The 22,056-nt window shown below is 36.1% G+C and carries 20 protein-coding genes and 1 pseudogene; 8 read left to right on the top strand and 13 right to left on the bottom strand.

All coding sequences use genetic code 11. From position 1 onward, the window contains the following. Nucleotides 1-16: 16 nt before the first annotated feature. The 3 genes from ribA to CPS_RS08065 all read right to left on the bottom strand — a co-directional run bounded on the left by ribA (nt 17) and on the right by CPS_RS08065 (nt 3,263). Complete coding sequence (gene ribA / locus CPS_RS08075; RefSeq protein ID WP_198560025.1) at nt 17-613, bottom strand: GTP cyclohydrolase II RibA; 597 nt, start codon at nt 611-613, stop codon at nt 17-19. Between the two features lie 409 nt (nt 614-1,022). Further along, nucleotides 1,023-1,742 (bottom strand): hypothetical protein, encoded by a 720-nt coding sequence (locus tag CPS_RS08070; protein WP_011042646.1) that lies wholly within the window; start codon nt 1,740-1,742, stop codon nt 1,023-1,025. A 282-nt stretch (nt 1,743-2,024) separates the two neighbouring features. After that, entirely contained in the window at nt 2,025-3,263 is a 1,239-nt protein-coding gene (locus CPS_RS08065) for an acyltransferase family protein (RefSeq protein ID WP_011042645.1), read from the bottom strand. Between the two features lie 162 nt (nt 3,264-3,425). Between CPS_RS08065 and CPS_RS22830 the strand changes: the two genes are divergently transcribed. Together CPS_RS22830 and CPS_RS08055 are read left to right on the top strand one after the other, a co-directional pair. Continuing rightward, complete coding sequence (locus tag CPS_RS22830; protein WP_011042644.1) at nt 3,426-4,511, top strand: sensor histidine kinase; 1,086 nt, start codon at nt 3,426-3,428, stop codon at nt 4,509-4,511. A 104-nt stretch (nt 4,512-4,615) separates the two neighbouring features. Further along, on the top strand, nt 4,616-5,398 hold the full coding sequence (locus tag CPS_RS08055) for a LytR/AlgR family response regulator transcription factor (protein ID WP_011042643.1): 783 nt from the start codon (nt 4,616-4,618) through the stop codon (nt 5,396-5,398). Between the two features lie 216 nt (nt 5,399-5,614). Here the strand turns inward: CPS_RS08055 and CPS_RS08050 are convergent, their stop codons facing one another. The 5 genes from CPS_RS08050 to CPS_RS08030 all read right to left on the bottom strand — a co-directional run bounded on the left by CPS_RS08050 (nt 5,615) and on the right by CPS_RS08030 (nt 9,717). Beyond that, complete coding sequence (locus CPS_RS08050) at nt 5,615-6,007, bottom strand: MerC domain-containing protein (RefSeq protein ID WP_011042642.1); 393 nt, start codon at nt 6,005-6,007, stop codon at nt 5,615-5,617. A 52-nt stretch (nt 6,008-6,059) separates the two neighbouring features. Next, on the bottom strand, nt 6,060-6,680 hold the full coding sequence (locus CPS_RS08045; RefSeq protein ID WP_011042641.1) for a DUF2796 domain-containing protein: 621 nt from the start codon (nt 6,678-6,680) through the stop codon (nt 6,060-6,062). A gap of 27 nt (nt 6,681-6,707) precedes the next feature. Continuing rightward, nucleotides 6,708-7,412, bottom strand: a complete 705-nt coding sequence (locus CPS_RS08040) for a DUF1826 domain-containing protein (protein WP_011042640.1) — start codon at nt 7,410-7,412, stop codon at nt 6,708-6,710. Continuing rightward, the gene (gene zigA / locus CPS_RS08035) at nt 7,409-8,617 is read right to left on the bottom strand and encodes a zinc metallochaperone GTPase ZigA (RefSeq protein WP_011042639.1); all 1,209 of its coding nucleotides are present in this window, start codon (nt 8,615-8,617) and stop codon (nt 7,409-7,411) included. The genes CPS_RS08040 and zigA overlap by 4 nt, the downstream gene beginning before the upstream one ends. A 530-nt stretch (nt 8,618-9,147) precedes the next feature. Beyond that, a complete protein-coding gene (locus tag CPS_RS08030; protein WP_011042638.1) occupies nt 9,148-9,717 on the bottom strand; it encodes a DUF3299 domain-containing protein in 570 nt (189 codons plus the stop codon). 111 nt (nt 9,718-9,828) lie between these two features. Between CPS_RS08030 and CPS_RS08025 the strand changes: the two genes are divergently transcribed. Both CPS_RS08025 and CPS_RS08020 read left to right on the top strand, forming a co-directional pair. Beyond that, a complete protein-coding gene (locus CPS_RS08025) occupies nt 9,829-10,524 on the top strand; it encodes an ABC transporter ATP-binding protein (protein WP_011042637.1) in 696 nt (231 codons plus the stop codon). After that, nucleotides 10,521-11,759 carry an ABC transporter permease gene (locus CPS_RS08020; RefSeq protein WP_011042636.1) on the top strand — a complete coding sequence of 413 codons (1,239 nt, stop codon included), beginning with the start codon at nt 10,521-10,523 and terminating at the stop codon, nt 11,757-11,759. The genes CPS_RS08025 and CPS_RS08020 overlap by 4 nt, the downstream gene beginning before the upstream one ends. A gap of 58 nt (nt 11,760-11,817) precedes the next feature. Here CPS_RS08020 and CPS_RS08015 read toward each other — a convergent pair. The 4 genes and pseudogenes from CPS_RS08015 to CPS_RS08005 all read right to left on the bottom strand — a co-directional run bounded on the left by CPS_RS08015 (nt 11,818) and on the right by CPS_RS08005 (nt 16,532). After that, a pseudogene (locus CPS_RS08015) lies at nt 11,818-12,944 on the bottom strand (radical SAM protein). 298 nt (nt 12,945-13,242) lie between these two features. Beyond that, the gene (locus CPS_RS08010; RefSeq protein ID WP_011042634.1) at nt 13,243-15,213 is read right to left on the bottom strand and encodes a PKD domain-containing protein; all 1,971 of its coding nucleotides are present in this window, start codon (nt 15,211-15,213) and stop codon (nt 13,243-13,245) included. 301 nt (nt 15,214-15,514) lie between these two features. Beyond that, nucleotides 15,515-15,655 carry a hypothetical protein gene (locus CPS_RS23870; protein ID WP_011042632.1) on the bottom strand — a complete coding sequence of 47 codons (141 nt, stop codon included), beginning with the start codon at nt 15,653-15,655 and terminating at the stop codon, nt 15,515-15,517. A 52-nt stretch (nt 15,656-15,707) separates the two neighbouring features. Further along, a complete protein-coding gene (locus tag CPS_RS08005; protein WP_011042631.1) occupies nt 15,708-16,532 on the bottom strand; it encodes a hypothetical protein in 825 nt (274 codons plus the stop codon). 193 nt (nt 16,533-16,725) lie between these two features. Between CPS_RS08005 and CPS_RS08000 the strand changes: the two genes are divergently transcribed. The 4 genes from CPS_RS08000 (at nt 16,726) to CPS_RS07980 (ending at nt 21,379) form a co-directional block, all read left to right on the top strand. After that, a complete protein-coding gene (locus tag CPS_RS08000) occupies nt 16,726-17,319 on the top strand; it encodes a sigma-70 family RNA polymerase sigma factor (protein ID WP_011042630.1) in 594 nt (197 codons plus the stop codon). 3 nt (nt 17,320-17,322) lie between these two features. Next, the gene (locus CPS_RS07995) at nt 17,323-18,036 is read left to right on the top strand and encodes a protein kinase domain-containing protein (RefSeq protein WP_011042629.1); all 714 of its coding nucleotides are present in this window, start codon (nt 17,323-17,325) and stop codon (nt 18,034-18,036) included. Next, on the top strand, nt 18,036-18,797 hold the full coding sequence (lepB, locus tag CPS_RS07990; protein ID WP_011042628.1) for a signal peptidase I: 762 nt from the start codon (nt 18,036-18,038) through the stop codon (nt 18,795-18,797). Before CPS_RS07995 ends, lepB begins: the two co-directional genes overlap by 1 nt. Before the next feature lie 614 nt (nt 18,798-19,411). Continuing rightward, nucleotides 19,412-21,379, top strand: coding sequence for a hypothetical protein (locus tag CPS_RS07980; protein ID WP_138140252.1), 1,968 nt, complete (start codon nt 19,412-19,414; stop codon nt 21,377-21,379). A gap of 244 nt (nt 21,380-21,623) precedes the next feature. Here the strand turns inward: CPS_RS07980 and tnpA are convergent, their stop codons facing one another. Next, nucleotides 21,624-22,055 carry an IS200/IS605 family transposase gene (tnpA, locus tag CPS_RS07975; RefSeq protein ID WP_011042625.1) on the bottom strand — a complete coding sequence of 144 codons (432 nt, stop codon included), beginning with the start codon at nt 22,053-22,055 and terminating at the stop codon, nt 21,624-21,626. Nucleotide 22,056 lies beyond the last annotated feature (1 nt).

Below are 22,056 nucleotides of genomic sequence, written 5' to 3'. Positions count from 1 at the left end.
AACCTTTGATAACCCCTTAAATTAATGACGATTCTAATTGATGATCTGATAATTCATATTTAGCTAAAAGATAATTTTTATTATCTTTTTTTAAATAAGTTTTGGTATTTTGAATCGACTCAATCAATATTTCTTTGCCAATAGCGTCTATCTTTAATGGATTATTCGTTAATAGATGTAGACTCGAAACATTCAGTGCTTTGAGCATATTTATTGCGTCATCATAGTTTCTATCATCGTCATTGAAGCCTAGTTTTCTATTCGCCTCATAAGTATCAATCCCCTGCTCTTGAAAAAGATATGCATCTAGTTTGTTATATAAACCTATGCCTCTCCCTTCTTGTCTCAGGTATAAAATTATCCCGCCATTATCTTTCATTATGTTGATTGATTCGTCTAACTGTTCACCGCAATCACATCGAGAAGAATGGAATAGATCGCCCGTCAAACATTCAGAATGAACTCTTACTAAAGGAGATTTCTGCTGTTTGTCTGCGCTTTTAAATACTATGGCAATATGTTCTTTATCATCAACAAGACCAGTAAAACTGATGATTTCTGCCGGAATATCTTCTTTTATACTTAACTTTACCCGTGCTCTTATTGCGGGTATGCTTTCATTTAACGTCATATTTATAACCTAGATTAAATCGATTAAGCTCGCTGCCATTTAAAGCAATAACGAAACTAAAATAAGTTTTATCCAATCTTTTACTTTTCATTGTCTAACTGAGTTCTAACAATAGAACTGAATATTGACCAAGTTGAACTAGCACAAAAACCGTACTACAAAATATTATTGCGGATAAAACTAAATACATTAGATACTTTGAAAATGAGGATAAAAATAGTGAATACAAGGTTTACTGGTAAATAATTGCTTTAGGGTTAATCAATTAAGGTATGAGTCCCATGTAAAATACTGCTAAATTTAACATCTTTTACGCCGTTGATATCGAACCATCACGTTGAAAATTATAACTAAATGATATAAAAGTAACCACCTCCGAATAGCTCAGAAGTTAATTATGCTCATTTTTATTTATTTGTGAATCAATCATTTTAATGGTGTTATCAATCACTGATAACGCATGCTCAAATTCACTTTTTTTCTCTTGCGCCAGGCGAATAGCAATAGAGAAATTATTTTTGAACATCGTGGTAAACACTACATCTGGGGCGATTATCTTTCCAGATTCAAAATCCATACTCTTATTAACTGCTGGTGCTGCATGAATCATCACAAGATTAGCCTGAGTATTTTCAAGTCGTTCTGTAATTTCATAAGTACGTTCAATTTCTTGCAGATTTTCAATGATTTCTTTGCTATTAACGTATTTGATTTCACCACTATAAACTAACGTTTGAAAGACACTGCTTTGTCGCCTAAAATCTCCATATTCGAGCAAGCGAATAACTTTACTTGCTAGGACCTCAAGATTTTCCTGATCATTTTCATTGATTAATTTCATCCCAACTAGATAATCATCTATTCGCTCATTCATACCATATATTTCTGCTGAAAGTTTTTCTTTATCTGCGGATAATTGGAGTTTAATAGTTAACAAATAGTGATGTTCGATTGCTTTTTTTTGCTGTGCTAAATCATAATTATTAACCTGAAGGGCAATGAGAATTCCAGTAACGACTAAAAAAATCTCACCAATGGCATAAAGACAATACTTACCAAACTTACCATCTCTAATAAGCGCATTTCTCACCTTTTTAAATTGTATTAGCATGACAATACCTTAAAGAGTTAATGATTAAATTTGGACTATCTGTGAGTTATATACCCGTTACCATTGATATTATAGTTGCCTAAGCACCTACTTGATTCAAAAGTGATACGCACATATTACTTAACTTGAGCAGCTCAATGACTAAGGTATTGAAAATATATTATCAATCCTGCAAGGGGCTTTTTATTTATACTGTCATCAAAGCATTGTATTTGGATGACAGGGTGAATAATCTCCAAGCGACCTTATAACGTTAGCATTATTCCCTATATGGCTCTCGACTTAGCTTATTTTGTCATTGTTTATAACAATCGATTTAGAGCAAAAATCATCAACTATTGATTCTTTATTCTGCCATGACATACCAAATAATAACCTTAAAATATTGACCCTTTTAATAAGTAGCTCATAGAGTAAGGCGCAAATAACAAAGGTACCCACCACTATGGTCAAAAACTCAAGAGTTCCAGACATGCCCCAATCGATCACGTAGAAACCAAAAATAATGATGACGGTTTGATGCAAAATAAAAAATGGATAAACAATGCTATTACAATACTTAAGGGAGCTATTGGTATAGTTCAGGTACTTTCTAGCAAAACCAATAATTAACGCTATCCAAGACCATTTAACTAATATTTCAACTATCCCCCAAACTAAACCAGTATCGAATGGAAACATCTCATTAGGTAAAAGGAAGAGTGTTAATAAAACAGAATAACTCGCTAGGCCTATTGCTAAAGATATAAAACGATTCTCTTGAAAAGATAGCCATATTTTCGGCATTCGGACAAAAATTAATCCCATGAGCACGGCAAAAAGAAAGATTGCGTGCCCATACCAATCATCGTAGAAAGTATGAGTGACTTCATGGTTATTGAAGGCGAAGAAAATAACAAAATAAATGGTTAGTGGTAACCAGATAATACGCGAACTTTTGGTAAGGAATTTTTCAATTTTTTGCAGTATTACTATACCTTTTTCACTATTAATAAAGGCACAAAGAGGTAACAACAAAACGGTATAGTGGAACAAGTACAACACATACCACATGTGATTATACGTTGGAAATGGAGCGTTCATACGCTTATCCCATGCGAAGGTAAAATAATGTGAACTCCAAAACTGCCAGAAGTTTCCCTCAAAAACACCTTTTTGAATCGCTTCATAATACGATTGTGGGGCTACAACAATAGCAATAGCAAAGAGAAGTGGTAGATATAACTTAACAATTCTTTGCCAGGTAAAAGACTTAAGTGGCATTTTAGTTATCATATAACTGATTGCCACACCTGAAACAAGAAACAGAATATCAAGTCGCCATTTAGAGCTAAGTATCATGATAGTTTTCAAAAAAGTGCTGTTATAGCCACTTTCAATATGAAAACCCCAATCAACAAACATTAATGCGCTGTGATAGAAAACCAAAAATGCGAAGGCTAGTATTCTGATCCAATCTAAAAAATACAGTCGGCTTCCGAGATTATTTTCCAGGTGTTTATTTAGTACTTGTGTTGTCATTTTGATTTTATCCTCTGCTCATTTATGCTGAGAATAGAAAAACAGAGCTAAAAAATAAATGACTAAGGGACAAGTGGGTCTTTGGACGTGTTAACAAGGAAACATGCCATTAATAAATGGTGTATTATTTTAATTAACTACTCAGCCGAGTCATTGTAAAATATGCAAACTCTGAAAGCTCTGCTACATTTTTATTCCACCATTACCGCTAAGCAGATTCTGATAGGGCTTGTTTCACTTTCTATCGTCGCTTTTTTTATCACACAAACCGCAATAGCCGATCGTAAAGAGTCGCTATCATGGGAACCTTGGCTTTTAGAGTACAGCGCTGTTTATTGTTATGGCCTAGTTTGTCCAATCATTATTTTTTGCTGTAAAAAGTGGTCACTAGATGAAACGCATAGATATAAATCAATGCTAAAAGTGGCGATTTTGTATATCCCATTTACCTTCCTTTTTATCTCACTAATGATCGGAACAAGGCATTTAGCCTATTTATTAATTGAGGGTAGGCTTTGGGATAACGGTGATTTACTTACAAGGTATATCTATGAATACCCTAAAACGATAGGCTTCTATTGTGCCATCGTATTCGGCGCTTACACTAAAGTTTATTTTGAAACATACCAAAAAGAACAAATTCACGCTGCAAAACTCAACGAGCAATTACTCACCGCACAAATAGCTGTTTTAAGGAATCAATTACAGCCTCATTTTTTGTTTAACACCTTGAATCTTATTTCTAGCACTATGTATCAAGATGTTGATAAAGCCGATTCAATTATTATGCGTTTAGGAAATCTACTGCGTTATTCATTAGCTGCAGAACAAAAGCCTTGGGTAACCTTTAATGAAGAGTTACAGGCTATGACTTCATTTTTAGAAATAGCTCAGTTACGCTTTGGTGATAGATTATCTACAAAAATAGAAATTGAACCACAAGTAGAATCCGTTTTGATCCCTGCAATGTTACTACAGCCATTACTCGAAAATGCCGTGAAATATGGTATTGAGCCTTCTGATGATATGGGCGGAGTTCACCTTAAAGCCTATAGTGAAGATGGGATGCTTTGTATTACTATTATGAATCCATTACTCGAATATGAAAACCAACAACCTTCTTTTGGTATTGGTTTACAAAATACCAAAGAAAGACTCGAACTGTTATATGGTGATTCGGCAAACGTTTCACTTGTTCAACAAGGTAACAACTCCATTATATTAACACTGACTTTACCTATGCAATAAACCCGACATAGCTTATCTAACAGGCATATTAAAAACACTGCTAAAAGTAATTGTCTTTGTTAGGATAGGATATAAATGCCCTACTCTTTTTATAGGTTAATAACATGTCAGAACTCGCTCAAGTCTCTAGCTCGTACAAGGTACTTGTTGTAGATGATGAACCTGCTGCACGTCAAAAGCTTATTCACTTTCTAAAAGAACACAGTGATTTTGACGTCGTTGCAGAAGCAAGAAATGGCGTGGAAGCACTAGAGTGCATTGATAAGTTTACCCCATCATTGGTCTTTTTAGATATTCAAATGCCCAAACTGGATGGCATTTCTGTCGCCAGTAATTTAGAGTTTAACAAAGAAGTTTCCATTGTATTTGTGACTGGTTTTAATGAATATGCGATAAGTGCATTTGAGTTAAATGCGGTTGACTATCTCCTTAAACCCTATGACAAAGCTAGGTTAGCTAAAACACTTAATCGCTTTCGTGAATTTTCTGGAACAACACAAAAATTTGATATTCCAAAGCTTGTGCAAGATTACCGAACAGACCAGCACTACCCAAAAACTTTACTATTTAAAGCTGAAGGCTCAATTGAAGTAGCGAAAGCAGATGAAGTTCAATGGATTGAATCTTCGGGTAACTATGTAAAAATTTGCCTTGAAAGAACGGCATTTATTGCCAGACAAACATTAACTGGCGTACAGAGTCAGTTAGACCCCACTATTTTTGTACGCATACACCGTTCGCACGTGATCAATATTAATGAAGTTATTCAAGTGACTCCCATTAGCAAAGGTGATCATACCTTACAGCTAAGATCAGGAACTGAACTAAGGTTATCTCGAGCTTACCAAGAGAACTTCTTTAAGGTATTCAACCTTACCTCAATATAAAATTCATTTCTTCAAGCTCGACTAGACCCTGCCTACTATGTATTGATTGTTATGTCCCCTGAACACTCAAACAACCCGACTCATCCCTATCATATTTATTCTCATTCACCGCTTATCTAGACTTGTGCTTTAAATTATGGGAATTGAAAGGGGTAAAATTAGCACTATGTTGCTCTAAATTCTGACCATCACGATGAAAAATTTAGTTTATATTATTTAATCTTCACAGCGGTGACAAAGGGTGTGTTGCTGACACAAGCGGTAATTCCAATAATGACCGCCTGCAATAACCGTCGATCCCACTAGGGTAAGTGCCTTTTCCCAAAATTCGTTACCTATCCATACTGCGAGAACTAATAAAATTAATCCCAAAAAGCCAATAAATAGTAATCTATAACGTTTATGCTGCTTACACCCCATAAATAGTGCGTAAACACTTGTCGGAAGAACAATTATTACCATCCAAGTATGAAACGCTTCATTGTTGAGTTGTAATACCATAAAACTTGGCAGTAATAGCAATAGTAAAGGCAAAGCTAAACAATGAATAGCGCAAGCAATTGATAGCGTAATTGCCATTTTATCAGTAACATTTTCTATTTTTATCATCTTTTAACTTCCTGACCACTATAGGTCTTTTTTATAATCTGTTTTTTAATAATCATAAACGCATTATTTTACGTTCAGCACTCAGTGTCACGACACCTTGTTTTGTATCTGTTATCCACATCGCACGAATTTTCTGAATTCCTGAAAACTGTTCAAAAGCAAGTACAGTAATAGCTGATAACGTTGATTTTTCTTCACAGTGATAGCGATAATTTGCAACTACTTGGCTGTGATTTTCATGACTTGTATCTTGATCGCTGTGAGCATCATGTGCTTTTTTGTTGTATTTCGGCTGATGTTCATGCTTATTTTCATCAAGTTTTATTAAACCTGATACATCAATCGCAGTATTAATGAGCGTACAACCACCACCTGAGAAAGAAAAAAGTGCTGCGGCATTACTCAATAGTGCTTTAGCATTATTAACAATCGTAATCTCTTCTTTGTTGCTTGCTTTATGCTCAAAACCAAAGAGATTGACCGTTGGAGAAATCAACTGAATATCCAGTATTCCTCCTTCAATCGCCATCGTCATTTCAGATAAACCATGTACATGGGCATTTAAGCTAGTGCCTTGTTCGTGCTTATTTTTTGCATGAACGTTTTGACCTAATAAAAAGACATTTAATAGTATTATATTTAACAAAAATGATACTAACTTTTGTACTTTCACTTTTAAATTTCCCTTCACTAACAATGTTTAATCGTTAATAAAATCAAGCGTTAATAATAAACGACGTTCATTTAGTAAACCTTCTGGCTGAACGGGTGAGCGATGTACTAAACCGGCACCTTCATTATCATGCCAAAACTCACCTTTGAGTAAGGCGACATCACCTTCGCTCAGTTGACGAATATCATCAGAGCTATCAAAAAGACCTGATTGTTCATCTGATTTACCTTGGTTTCCCGCACCTAATTTATTGCGGTCAACCAACTGATGAGGAAGCCACTCTGTGGCAATTCCATGATATGTTGTTACCAGTCGACACGGAATTCGATCAAAGTGAAATCTGGGGCACATAGCACGGTCGAGTGCCGTTAATCGTAATCCAACCTCTTTGAGATCAAACAAACAGCAAAACATATCAACCAATAGTGTTATGTCATCGCTCAACCTCCTCACAGCGATCGTCTCACCTAACGCATTACAAAGCGTAGCATGGACAGTTTTTACGCTAACTGCCTCTGCAATTTTTACTCTTACACCCGTTTTTAAAATCTCATCCACAGCCAGTACTAGTTTGTCAGACAATTTACGTTGCCAAATTGCAATATTGGTGTCATCTCGATAAATATCGGTAAATGACTCAGGCGAGTCACTTTCACTGGCACGTTTTGTCAGTGTTTCAGGTAAGAGTAGACTTGTTGATTGACTTTCATTAATAGTATTTATTGTATTCACGCGCTTTCACTCCACTCTGGAAACGGATCACTTAATGTTGCCCAGTAATTTTTCCCTTTTAGTAATTCATCATCTGTCAACAGGCATTCATTGAGTGCATTAGTCATAGCCCCTTGATCTAGTTGCTGACCAATGAACACTAATTCTTGACGCATATCACCAAATGGCTCAACCCACTGCTTCTCTATAGCGTTCAATGACTCCTCATCGATAGGCCAATCTTTTTTGGGCACCGATTTCCAGAACATAGCAGCAAAACCATAATGAGCAATGCCACCTGCCTGATTCCATTGACCTGAAAATTGGGGACGAGTGGCCAACCAAAAATACCCTTTGGAACGAATTAATTTACCAAATTTTTCAGTGTCATGAAGAAAGTGATAAAATTTCTCAGGATGAAACGGACGGCGAGCAAGAAAACTAAAGCTACTAATACCATATTCTTCGGTTTCAGGAATGTGTTCACCTCGCATCTCCTTCAACCACCCTGGCGCGCTCTGGGCGCGTTCAAAATCGAACAAACCAGTACTCAGCACTGCATCAATATCGACTTGACCTTGAGTAATAGGGCTGATTCGGGCATGGGTATTAAGCGTTTTCAGTATTGCTATTAGGCGATCAATATCAGAAATATCAACCAAGTCGGTTTTGCTAATCAAGATGACATCGGCAAATTCAACTTGGTCAACGAGTAGATCAGAGACACTACGTTCGTCTTCTTCCCCTAACGACTCTCCTACTTCTTGTAAAGAAGATGCCTCTTCGTAATCCTTTAAAAAATTTACCGCATCAACAACCGTAACCATAGTATCCAGTGTTGCCACATCTGATAATGAAATACCGTCCTCGTCGGAAAAAGTAAAGGTTTCGGCTATCGGCAATGGCTCAGAAATACCCGTAGATTCAATAACCAAGTAATCAAATCGTCCATCTTGTGCTAATTTCGTAACCTCTAAGAGAAGATCTTCACGCAATGTACAACAGATACAGCCATTACTCATTTCAACAAGCTTTTCATCGCTGCGGTTGAGAGATACTTCGTTAGCAACCGTAGCTGAATCGATATTGACTTCACTCATATCATTAACGATGACAGCCACTTTTTTACCTTGACGATTATTCAAAATATGGCTTAGTACTGTGGTTTTTCCGGCACCGAGAAAACCCGATAGAACAGTAACCGGTAACTTATTTTTGTGAAGCATGAGAGCACTCTCTGTTTTTATACCCAAACTACATGAAGATGCAGGTTTCAGCTGGAATTAGAAACGTCTTTAGGCAAGGCATTGATTGAAGAGAATAGTTATTCTATTGTCAAAATCAATAACGCAGCAAAAAGCGTTTAAAAACCAGCCCTGCGGGGACGTCTGAGCAAGCCATGCTCTTCGTTGTCTCCTTTTTTAAGAAAATAACCCTTAATAAAATGAGACGTCTTGATCATGAATCGCTCAGGTGTCCTGAAACACGCATATTCAAGTAGCTTGGGTAAATCATTAAAATTGACTAGAAGAACCATCCAGACATTAAGCTATTATGTTATAACATCACAATTATTTAATAAAGCATTATTGTGATATTATAACACTAAACCGATCTAGTTATTTTATTTTTGAGAGAACCTTGAAGGTTAATTGTATTGCATTGCTCTAATGAGAGATTGATCTAATGAATTAGTAATTAAGTGGCAAGCCGTTATCGCTAGTGATAATAGTGAATATCTAAAATTTACGTACCCTTAATCTTCGTAAATATAAGCCTTATTAAGCTGCAAACTATATGTTGATTTTCCTAGGAGGCTATCTGTTGTATCAATACTTAAAACCCCTTGAAACCAAAACGCGTCGTATAAAGAGGTTACTTCAATGCCCGCCGACGATTTTACGAAGATAATTTGATTTGGCGGCGGTGGTGGCATATGTAAGCATGCTCCAAAGTAGGGAACAATAAAGAATTGCGTTACCCGTTGTTTTTCATCTGTTTCTAGAGGCACGACAAAACCTGGAAGTCGAATGCTTTTACCATCAAATGTCTCTACAATCCTTGTTGATTCTAGCGCCTGTTGATACCTTTTTGCTGCTGCATCGGTTGAACTAACCCCTTTTAATGACTCCATATTATCGTTTTCTGATTGATCTTCTATATCAAACAAAAAGTCTGGCGGATTAAGTAATACCGCTAAATCATCAGCCGGGATTAATTCGGTCCATTCTATGTCGGTATACTCAACCTGTGCTCTTACCGTTAAACTAAATGTTAATACCACTAGCACAAGGATTATTGAGCATAAAACACATCGGCTATTCATTTTATCCAAATCACAAATTTTCTTTCCACCTTAGCCATCAATGTTATAACATAACATAAAACAGAAGCGGATAGGAATACCTATGCTGTGATTATCGAAGGTGAATAAGATTTGTCAACACTTGCTATCAACTTACAAAATATACACCACTATTATAAAGATACCCCTGCCAGTTATGCTGGGTTATCTATTGCTCAATGGCAAGTCGATATCACTGAACGTGTATTCTTACATGGAAGTTCTGGTTCCGGGAAAACCACGCTTTTAAATTTATTGTGTGGAATTTTACTACCAACGTCAGGCAGCGTTAGTCTATTCGATCATAATATCAGTGCGTTATCAAACAGCCAGCGGGACTTATTTAGAGCAAAAAATATTGGCGTGGTATCTCAAAAATTTAATCTTATCCCGTATCTATCGGTGCTTAAAAACATTCAGCTCGCAGCCTACTTCGCCAAAAATTCAAGGCCTGATGTGAATTCTGACGTGCAAACATTGCTTAACGCATTGCAGTTACCCAGTAATATTATGCACAGACAAGTTAACCAATTGAGTGTTGGACAGCAGCAACGCGTCGCAATTGCCCGCGCTCTGATTAATCATCCACGATTATTATTAGTTGATGAACCTACCTCGGCACTCGATGCATCGGCAAAAAATGCATTTATGGACTTACTTATGCAGATCTGTGACAACACTAAAATCACGCTTATTTTTGTCAGTCATGATGCCTCCTTGTTGCATCATTTTGATAGTAACCTCGACATTACTACATTGAGTAAAACTGAGGAAACCATGTCATTATGATATTACTTTCTGTTGCCTGGCACAGCTTATTAAGCCGAAAAAAAACGGCCATCTTGACCTTCATATCATTAACCATCAGCATTGTAGTATTGCTAAGTATCGAACATATTCGCCTGCAAGCAAAAGAAAGTTTTAATCGTACTATATCAGGCGTAGATTTGATTGTCGGCGCGCCTAGCGGTCAATTAAACTTATTGTTATATTCTATTTTTAGAATGGGCAGCCCTGCCAATAACATTAAGTACACGAGCTTTACCATGCTCGAAAAGCGACAACTAGTTGACTGGGCTATCCCTATTTCTCTTGGCGATTCTCATCGTGGTTTTCGTGTTATTGGCACGAATAACAGCTATTTTACTCACTATCGCTATGGTAAAAAACAGTCCTTAAAATTTGAACATGGCGGTAAATTCTCATCCTTATTTGACGTAGTTATCGGTGCCGATGTTGCAAAAGAACTTAATTATAATTTGGGCGATGAAATAATTATTGCTCATGGTATTGGCAATACAAGCTTTACCAAACACGAGCAAACAGCTTTTGTAGTAAGTGGTATTTTAGCAAGCACTGGCACGCCCGTTGATAAAAGTGTTCACGTAAGTTTAGGTGCCATTGAAGCGATCCACTTACCGCCATCAGCATTAAAAAAATGGCTAATAAATCCAGAAAAAACACCACCCGTACCTAAAAGTATTACGGCTGTTATGCTTAAGCTAAAAAGTAAATTATCAACATTTGGATTACAGCGAGAGATTAATAACTATCCAACAGATAGATTAATGGCAGTTTTGCCTGGTGTTGCCATGACAGAGCTGTGGAGTTTGATGGCAACCGTTGAAAATTTGCTGCGCGCCATAGCGGTGCTAGTGCTTATTTCATCCTTGTTTGGACTCACAACTATGTTGTTGGCCTCAATGAACGAGCGTCAAACAGAAATAGCAGTATTACGCATGTTAGGGGCTAGTCCTGTTACCCTATTACTGCTAATTTTGTTAGAAGCCGTTATTTTAGTAAGCCTAGCAATCATCATGTCAATAGTAGTACTAACACTCGCACTTTATAGTCTTGAGGCATGGTTGGCTGCTGAATTTGGTTTGTTTTTAAGTGATGATATTTTTACCATGGAATTGATGTGGTTAATCTCCATGATATTTATCGCAACATTGATTGTGCCTTTGTTGCCAGGAATAGCAGCATATAAGCATGCTTTACACGCTCAACTTTCAAGTCATTAAACATTGAACACTGTCTGATTTCTCAGACAGTGTTTTTGTAGCCTAAAATTTTATAAAATTAATCTTCTACGCGAACGACCCAAACATCATGTTCGTCTGCATGAATGATTTGTAGCCAAATACGGTCGCCTGATTTGGCATCATAATCATCTGACAAATAAACTTTACCGTCAACTTCTGGTGCATCCATATATGAACGGCCTACAATACCAAACCATTCACCTCATCAACAAGAATAAGGTATTCTTGACCAATGCGTGCTTGTAATTTATCGCTACTGATTTTCGCTTGCACTGCCATAAAACGTTGCAGACGGTCTTCCATTACTTCATCTGAAACATGATCAGGTAACGCATTAGCGGTAGCACCTTCAACGGGTGAATATTTAAAACAACCAACTTGGTCTGAGCTGCCAGGACGTTTCATTAATTTTAAGATACGTTTGTTAGCATGTTGAAAAGGAATATCTAAATACAGCAGTATTTTACCTTCAGCCATTAATGGAATGATTTTATCAACATGCGGATACGGATAAACATAATGAAGACTAATCCAAACGCCCTGCTTTGCTAATTCTTCACATAACTGCTGCATATGTGTTTTAACGGGCATGCCATCCCAGAAACCTGTTTTGTGTTTAACATCCACACCGTAAGCAGAGGTATCTTGTGAGATAACTAATAACTCTTTAACGCCAGCTTTTACTAAACGCTGTGCCTCATCTAACACATCACCCACTGGACGTGAGTCTAAATCACCACGCATTGATGGAATAATGCAGAAAGTACAACGATGATTACAGCCTTCAGATATTTTTAAATAAGCATAATGTTTAGGCGTTAATTTGACACCTTGTGGAGGTACTAAATCAATAAATGGATTAGGTTTAGGTTTAGGTTTAGCTACATGCTGATGTACTTGGCTTAATACTTCATCATAAGCATGAGGACCAGTAACCAACACTTTACCATCTGCAGCTAACGGCTCGCCGATGGTATCTAAAGATTCTTATACTGCCGAGTCAATAAAACCACAGGTATTTACGATGGCTTGTTCTCCATCATCGTAGCTATTAGTTACATCATAACTTTCAGTACGAAGTTGCGTAAGAATACGCTCCGAATCTACCAAGTTTTTCGGGCAGCTAAGCATACTTACACCAATCCCACCGGAGAGCTTTATTATTAAAGGCTTTGTTAATTTTTTGGCCGCTTTCAGCGAAGTTAAGCCAGTTGGTTTGATTAAGAATACTCGCTATTTTTCTGCAAAAAAAAATTATAAAGCGTATTTATTGATATTAATTTTTCTTGTATGGCTAGGTTAGAATAATTCTGTTGCTTTGCGTATTTACCTCTGAGTACTCCAAGAAGACTTAATACGGAGATAAAATGATTAAACTTATTCAACTTTCTGTTTAAAAAAAAACCATTCTTTAATCATACCAACAACCAGTTAATCTCACTGGTTGTTGGTATTTTATAACTTACTTTCTAAATAATCTTAAACCTGCAATTAGCAAAATAAAGTACCCAAAAGAGCCACCACTACTTTTTTCTATAGTGGGCGAAACTTCTGGCTCAGGTGCTGTATCAACATTATTAACCGTTACAGTTCGTGTATCACTACTAACTTCATCAATCCCGTCTGTAACAAATACTTCAACGGTTAGTGTTGTTGTGCTTGTAACGCTTGGAGCTGTAAATGTAACAGTATTAGTAGTTGAACCTATTAGTGTTACTGTTGCACCATTCACAACCCAACGATAAATAAGCGTATCGTTATCGGCATCTGTAGCGTTAATAGCTAGTGTCACAGTAGTGCGCTCATCGACTGCTTGGTCTACCGTAATATCCGTAATAACTGGTGCGGTATTAGGAGTAACTACTACTGCGATAGAACTGGTTACTGTATTTAAACCATCTGAAACTTCTAACTGTAAAGTGATTGTTTCTTCTCTATCTACATTTGGAGTAGTAAATATAATAGTTGCTGTATCGGTGTTTGTTAGCTCAACATCTGTACCATTAAGTTGAGTCCAAGTATAAGTAAGTTCATCACCTTCATGGTCTAAAACTCCAGCTATAATAGTCACATGGTCTGTTTCTTTTACGGTAATAATTTCTCCTAAAGTAATCACAGGAGCTTGATTAATGGCTATGGTTTCATCTGAAAATTGAATGAATTCAATATTAGTTAAGGTGTCTAAACCTTCGTTGCCACTTGGTAAAGTTAAAACAGTTACACTATTTCCAACATATTCGATTTCATATTGCACTTTCTCATTTGCGTAGACAGCAGTGTCAATGCCTGCTCCACCATCTATCAAGTCGTTACCACCATAACCTTGAATTTTATCATCCCCTGCATTTCCATTTAACTTGTTTGCCGTATAATTACCAATGAGTACATCATTATTGCTACCGCCTTCTGCGTTTTCAATACGAGTACCATAATCTATGGATAGGTTATTGTAACTGCGGTTTAAGTGTTCACTTTCAGTATCAGGGTCAAAGAAACCAGTTGGCCTAGACGCTATGGAACTAAAAGCGCCAGGGTGTAGATCTATAATATTACTACGTTGAGAGTTCACCACACTGATGGTATCTTCACCATCCTTATCAACAATCATTTGATGAAAATCATAACTATCATCATAGTTGTATGTCATATTCGGATCAGTTTCTACTTTGAAAGGTTTACCATAAAGGTGCTGTAGCATAACAATGTCATACTTTTTTAAAGTTGTTGGTGCAAAAGTTTCAGAAGATAAACCTGTTGCTTTTGGTGCCATCACTGAATAAAAGTCATTATTATTCTCTTGACCATCATTCCATCTCGTTAAACCGATAATTCTGCTTATATCGCGGAGTATAACCGCTTTAGATCGAGCAAAATCATGCTTATAGTCAATATCGTCATTTTTAACTCTTAAATAAAAATCATGATTAGGATTTAAATAGTGTAATGCATGAGACTGGCTAAACGTTACGGTTCGCCTATAACTATAACGTATGTAATCAGCTTCATCTATTGGCGGAACATTACTACCAGACCCAGTGTAAGCTCCAATTCGAAAAACAAAATCCGAATTTTCTCGAGTAAATTTTTCTTCAAAAGTAATTCCAGAAACTTCGCTGATGTGTGTAAGAACATCAACAATGACATCTTTTTCATACTGATAAAAATCACGCTGAATGTCATCTGGAAAAACATAGCCCATTTCGTCGCCTGTAAAACCATAAGTTATGGTAACGGGCGTTCCTAATTCTTGATTAAAATTCCAACGGTTGCCATCAGAATAAAGCATTTGTTCTAATAAATAAGGCTTTTCATGGAATCCACTTTGAAAATACACATGCTCCTTATTTAAATCTAGGTCTTCAGCAGCAGAGGCTATAGCTGGGATAGTTACAACAATGATGAATAGTGCTGAGCGCACAAAGTGTTTGAGCATATTAAATCCTTTAAGTATAAATTCCATATCTTTATTAGATAGATACAGTAACACTGTTAAAAACTTGAAAAATAAAAATTAGTTTAATAAATCTAAAAATATTGTTCACCGACAACTTTTAAATCACCATCAACCTCTTTAATTTCATAACTATTGTGTTTTTTAAAACTAACGACAAAACCTCCATCTTCTAATATTTCAGTTTTTTTAAATCACAATTAAGCATTTTTAAAATACGTTTCATTTGCGGGTCAGCACTTTCATGCATGACTTTGTTAATTTCGAACATTTCTTCATTCATCTAGTCACGTAAACCACCTAAATCACTATTTTTATCTGCGATACACGCTTGTTGTGCAATTTCACTGGCTTCATCTTTTGGGTCGCCACAAGCCGTTAAGGCTAAGCTAGCTAAAATCGAGATGATTATTGTTTTTTTCATAATAATTTATCCTTTTAAAATATGTTGTTTTCGTAATAAGCTGATGCGAGGGTTAAAAAATAAGTAGATAAAGCAACACAACCGATACCGAGAACACTGCTACTTTCACTTGTTCACGTTTGAGATTGGGTTGTTGCTGGCAAATAATATCTGCCGCTTTATCTAGCAGTGCATTTACCAAAGGTTTGATGATTTGATAGATATATTTGATTGCTCCAATAGCCTTGGTAATTACCGACACAACAAACGCTTTAACACTGTTTACAAGGGAAGGTTTTTTATTACTTTCTAGCTTGGCTTGAATGTTTGTTACTTCGTCTTGGCTTTCATCAATTGGCTGGCCGGTTATGGCAGCTTTTAACTGTTTATTCTCTTTATATCGAGGAGAAAAAACACAGCCGCTAATACCGACAAACGCGACTGTTAATAATATACTTGCCAGTGATATTAAATCGTCAGCACTGTTGATAGGCAAACCTTGAACCATACCTTTTATTGAACGTACAAAGTGTTTGAACTCAAAGTCACGCCCTCTTATTTCTCTTGCTGATTTTGCCAAGTCATAAATATCGTAAAGCTGAGTTAAAAACCAACCAACAACAAGAGCCACAAAAACTAAAGATACCCATCGTGAAGCTGTGCGGCTAAAGCCAGTTAAGTTAACAAGCACACCAATGGCTGCAATAATCAACAACACCATTGGGTTGGCAAGATTGTATAAACTTAATGTTTCATTAGACCAACCGCCTAAATCGGCCAAAGGTAAGAAAGATCCTACGATAAAAAGTATGAAAAAAGTGGTTCCTAGTTTGTTCATCCCTTGAAAATGGCTTAACGCATTAGTTTTTTTGTAGCTCACGATTTGTTGATTTTCCATATTTACAGATTACCTTCTCAAAAATTATGATGCCACCTTAGACTCTTATTTTTAAAACGAAAAGACACGTTGTAATGAACTAAAAACGAAAAAAATATAATGTTTATTTTTTGTTAAATAAACGTCCATTAAACTAGAAGCATTAAATGTCACGTGTTAGCATATTTATAACAACTCAAATAAAAACAGATATATGGACATAAAATATTTATCAGACGTGCCGGTAACTGAACTACTCACTCAATGGCAAAATGGCGATGAAACTGCATACGATGAATTGTTTATTCAATGCTACCAACAGTTTCGACATCAAATACGCAAGAGCAAAATTCAAAACCTAAATAACCAACAAACTAATGTCAATCAAGTCTCTGTTTGTATTGATTCAACCACTGATATTATCAATCACCTCTATCCTCGGTTAGGCAAAGTGACCAGTGCAAAACTTGATAACAGAGCAGATTTTTATCGACTTATTGGCAAGGTTGTTTATTCAATAATGAAGGATCAATCTCGCAGTAAAAATGCGCAGAAAAACACCCTACCTCAGGAAGAAAAACAGCCTGAATACGACTGTAATATTGCAGAAACAATGTGTGACTTGGAACGCGTTTATAATGCGCTGGTACAGGAGAAACCCCGGGCAGCAGAACTTCTTCAGCTCAATGTTTTTGCTGGATTAAATGCAAAGAAAATTGCTGATATGTACAATATATCTCTGCGTACAGTACAAAATGAACTCAAATTTGCGCATGCTTGGTATCATAGCCACTTCAACGGGTTTTAACCTATGTCTTTGCTTTATAAATTATTTACAGAATATTCTAGTTTGCCAAAAGAATTATTAGCGCAGAAAATGACACAACTGCACCAACAAAATCCAACAGTAGCAACCGAGTTATCCCGCTTATTAGATTACCGTGGTACTTCAGTTAACGAGATGCTCGAATACTTACATTTAGGAATCATTAATAACGAAGATACAAGTATTCGTATCGGACGCTTAATAAACAACAAATATAAAATTACAAAACTGCTCGGACAAGGTGGTATGAGTGATGTTTACCTAGCGGAAAGAACAGATGGCTTAATTAACCACACCATAGCCGTAAAATATTTTGCCTTGGCTGACTCAAACAACACAGCACTAAAGATGATAAAAAAAGAGGCACAAATACTCGCTGATTTAGACCACCATCACATTGCGAGTTTTATAGATATTAGCCATGATAATCATCAAGAGCCTAACATTATGATGGAATACATTGACGGTATTACTTTATATGAGTTCCTTAATACTTCGCCAAGTGAGGAAGCCAAAGAACAGGTTAACACTAGCTTAAAAGCGGCCATTGAACATGCAAAAAGCAAAGGTGTTGAACATGGTGATTTAAGTAAAAACAATGTACTGGTAGATATTAATGGTAACGCCAACATCGTCGATTTTGATATCGCTAATTTTAGCGATTCAACGACGAATGACACACAACCTTTATGCGTATAATGAATGTTAATTTGACGCCAAATAACGCTATAAATTTACTGGTACGTTTCTATCACAGTAACATGGGCTTTATTTGGTTTTTATTAGCGTTATTTTTTATTCGAAGTACGTTTATTAATTGGAATTACATTCCGTCTGCGTCAATGAACCCCAACCTAATTGAAGGTGATTATGTCTTAGTAAACAAACTCGCTTTTGATATTAAAATTCCTTATTGGGGTAAAAATATATTCCCGATAAATAATCCACAACGTGGTGATATTGTCGCTTTTGACAATAAAGGGTCATTATTTGTTAAACGAGTAATGGCAATACCCGGTGACACAGTACAAATTATTGACAATAATTTTTATATCAATGGCAGCATACTCCCCTTGAAAGCCACGACAATGGACGTTATCAAAAACAAAGAACTGCCCTATTCAAGTAAGTATTCATTTAGTGCATACCAAGAAACTAACAATATATCTGCTTCAAAAACGAAAAATTATAATATTATTTTTACTAGTGACTTACCTGATTATATTAAAAGTAGCTTAGTCACAAATAGTCCTCAATTCACTGTTCCAATTGGTAAGTACTTCATGATTGGAGACAACCGTAACCTGAGCCACGACTCACGTTATTTTGGCACTATAGAAAGAGAACAAATTGTTGGTAGTATTGACCGTGTTTTATTTAACTACCATCAACTGTGGAATAAAGTAACCCAACAACAAAAAATTGATAAGCTGAGGCTTTGGCAACAGCTTAACCCGTAGCTTATACGCATTAAAAGAACAAAATTAACCACATAGGGAAGTTGTATGCGAGTAGAGTTTATAGAAGCATTTTATATGGGAATACCTTTGGCTATTCTAATCAAGTTTCTCCATGGTTGGCTACACAACGACATTTTTCCAAATGAACCTTACCCAACAATGGATTTAATTTTAGTCATAGCGATCACATCACTTATCTTAAGTGCAATTGGCGCTGTGATATTTACTTGGTTCAAGTACTCAAGCATTGGTCTAGGGTTATTTGTTTCACATACCTTTCCCTTTTTTACTTATATATTTCCAAGTTTATGCCTTATAGGCATCATTTTTCACGTTTACGACAATAATGCTCATTACTCAAAGTAAGCAAACTTAATAATAAATACCATTAAAGGCTCAAGATGACACTGAATAAAAATTACAGTAATAAATTACCCTTCATTATTGGTATAACAGGGCACAGAGACCTGCTATGCCTTAAAAGCAATAAAACTTCACATGTCAACCTTGAGCCTATTAAAGAACAAATAAAGGCCGCGTTAACACATTGGCGAGATCAGTTTAATGATCCAAAGAATGATTCCAATAATACTCCTATTTGGATCATGTCAGGCATGGCTGATGGCGCGGATTTACTAGCCATTCAGGCAGCAGAAGAACTCTGGCATGATAAAGAATGGCCGAAAGAATCTTTTAGAATCATTCCATGTCTACCTATGGAACAAAGTGCTTTTACTAAAGATTTTTCAGAAGATAGCCTATTTACAGTTAAAGAGTTTGAAAAAACTTTAGATGACTATAAAAACAATCAAATATTACTCAGACACGGTTTAACGCAAGAACAATATAATTTTGCATTAACCGATATGAATTACGGCGAATGGAGAAACTCATTATATTTAAATTTAGGTGTATTTATTGCTAAATATAGTAATGTCTTATTAGCTCTGTGGGATGATGAAAAGTCTGATGGTTTGGGCGGCACAGGTGATGTCGTTAAAATAAAATGTGGAGTTAACGCTAAGTGGCCAGAGGGCGCTGAAAATAAGGCATTATCCCATTTTAGCGACTTTGATGGGCAACTAGGAGGCGTTGTTCACCACATACCTGTAATAAGAAAGGAAATTACGCAAAAAACTGCTGATAATATTGAATTAACGCGTGTTGACAAGTCAATGGGTAAAGCTGTTTTTCCTACTGAACACCAAGACTGTAAATTATATGTTTCTCATAATATAGCTCAAGGGAACATTTCGTCATCAACAAATCTCAATCAAACATTCTTGACCGAGGAGTTTGTTGAATTAATCCTACAACTAAACAAATATAATAACCAAGAACTCTCTAGTTTTGATATTTCATCTGTTAATCCTAAAGATGAAGAAGAACTCGAAGTACAACAAATTAGTCTTGGTGAATCATTTTCCACATTTAAAAGCGCAGATAAAACGGCTGAAAACCTCCAAACTAACTATAGAAGCATCACACTTTGGTTTGTATTTTTTGCATTATCAGGCTTTGTTAGTTACGAGCTAACATCTGCTTTTTTAGATAAGCCATTGGGCTTGATATTAAATTCAATGATTATTATTGCCATAATTACCGGTCTATTGATAAAGAGAGCTGCGAATAAAAAACAATCCAAATGGCACTTTCAAATCGCAAGAGGAATAGCTGAAAGCATGAGGCTGCGAGGCTTTTTGAATCTTGCGAACATCGCACCTACTAGTTCTCCACTCATACCAAGAAGATACCGAAAAAAGTTACCTATTTTAAATCATGCAATCGAAGTAACAGAATTACACTGGTGGAAAAATCCAATACAACAACAGCTAAACAGTGTAAGTAAACACTGGTTAAATGGACAAATTGGCTTTTTACAAGCGAGGCTAGACCTATCAAAAAATACTGAACAGCCTAATAGCAGCACCATAAGTAAGTTATTAAGCTCAGTTAATCCCAATAATATAAAGACAAAATTAAAAACATTTTTTTATAAGCGACCTGCCAGAGCTGAAGTAACGCTAACAAAGTGGACTACCATTTTGTTTTGGATTACTTGTTTATCTGTTATTAGCATGTGGGCAGCACAAATTATTTTATTGCAAAATGACACTATTAAAAATGGCGATTTATCAACATCAAACTGGGTAATGTTTGGCATTCAATTTTCATTACTACTAACAGCTGTCACTGCCTTATGGAATGAACTCGCAAACTACGGACATACAGCCAACGGTTATTTAAATTTACTTCAATTATACAAAAGAGCTGATCAACTTATAACGCAAGAGATTACAAACTCAAATATTCAGCCTTGCTCAAAGTATAATCAAGTACTTGAAGAGCTAAAATTTTTAAATAAGAAAATTAAAAACACTGACCCAAGTAATTGTTCTGACTTATATTCAGCATACAAAGATGCTTTATCTAAAATTGAAATAGGTTTAGAACAACCGTCAGAAGATATGGACAATGAAACGATTGAAAATCTGCTAATTGAATTAGCAAAAGAAGCAATGCAAGAGCATGCAGAGTGGAATCACTTTGAGTCATTAAGTGATTTAAAAAATAAAAAATAACTATTTAAAATTTTAATTATCAAAGAGATTCTATGCAAAGTTCAATAGTATTATTGGACTTACTTAGGAGAGGTGCTAATTAAAAAATAAGCTAGAAGCGGCCAAACAATATTAAGGGGCGCTTATTGAATTTAGACAAGTCTAATTTATTTGGGACTAATAATTTTAGTTAAATGACCTCCGGCAGAGCCGGAGGCTTATTAGATGACAGCCTAGAAGGCTTAAAGTAAGCGCCCGAGGCGCATTAACCCCCCAACTTCAGCTGATCCCGCTCTACGTCCTGTTTTTCTTGATTACGGATATATTCCCTCACCATATTTTCATCAAGCCCAACCGTGGATACAAAATATCCTCTAGCCCAAAATGCTTCACCAGTAAAGTTTCTTTGCTTTCCTTTAAATGTTCTCGCTATTGAGATCGCACTTTTTCCCTTTATAAAACCAACAACATTGGAAACTGCTAACTTCGGTGGAATACTCAAGCACATATGAACATGATCTGGCATTAAGTGTCCCTCCTCAATAATCACGCATTTTTGACGAGCCAACTCATGGAACACTTCCCCTAAATGTTTTCTGATTGAACCAAATATCATTTTGCGTCTTTTTGTAGGTATAAATACAATATGGTATTTACAATCCCATCCTGTATGGGACAAACTCCTATAATCTCGCATA

The organism is Colwellia psychrerythraea 34H, from assembly GCF_000012325.1.
In the GTDB taxonomy this organism is placed as follows: Bacteria; Pseudomonadota; Gammaproteobacteria; order Enterobacterales; family Alteromonadaceae; genus Colwellia; species Colwellia psychrerythraea_A.
Note: the sequence above shows the minus strand (reverse complement) of the source record. Positions and strands in the feature narration are given on the sequence as shown.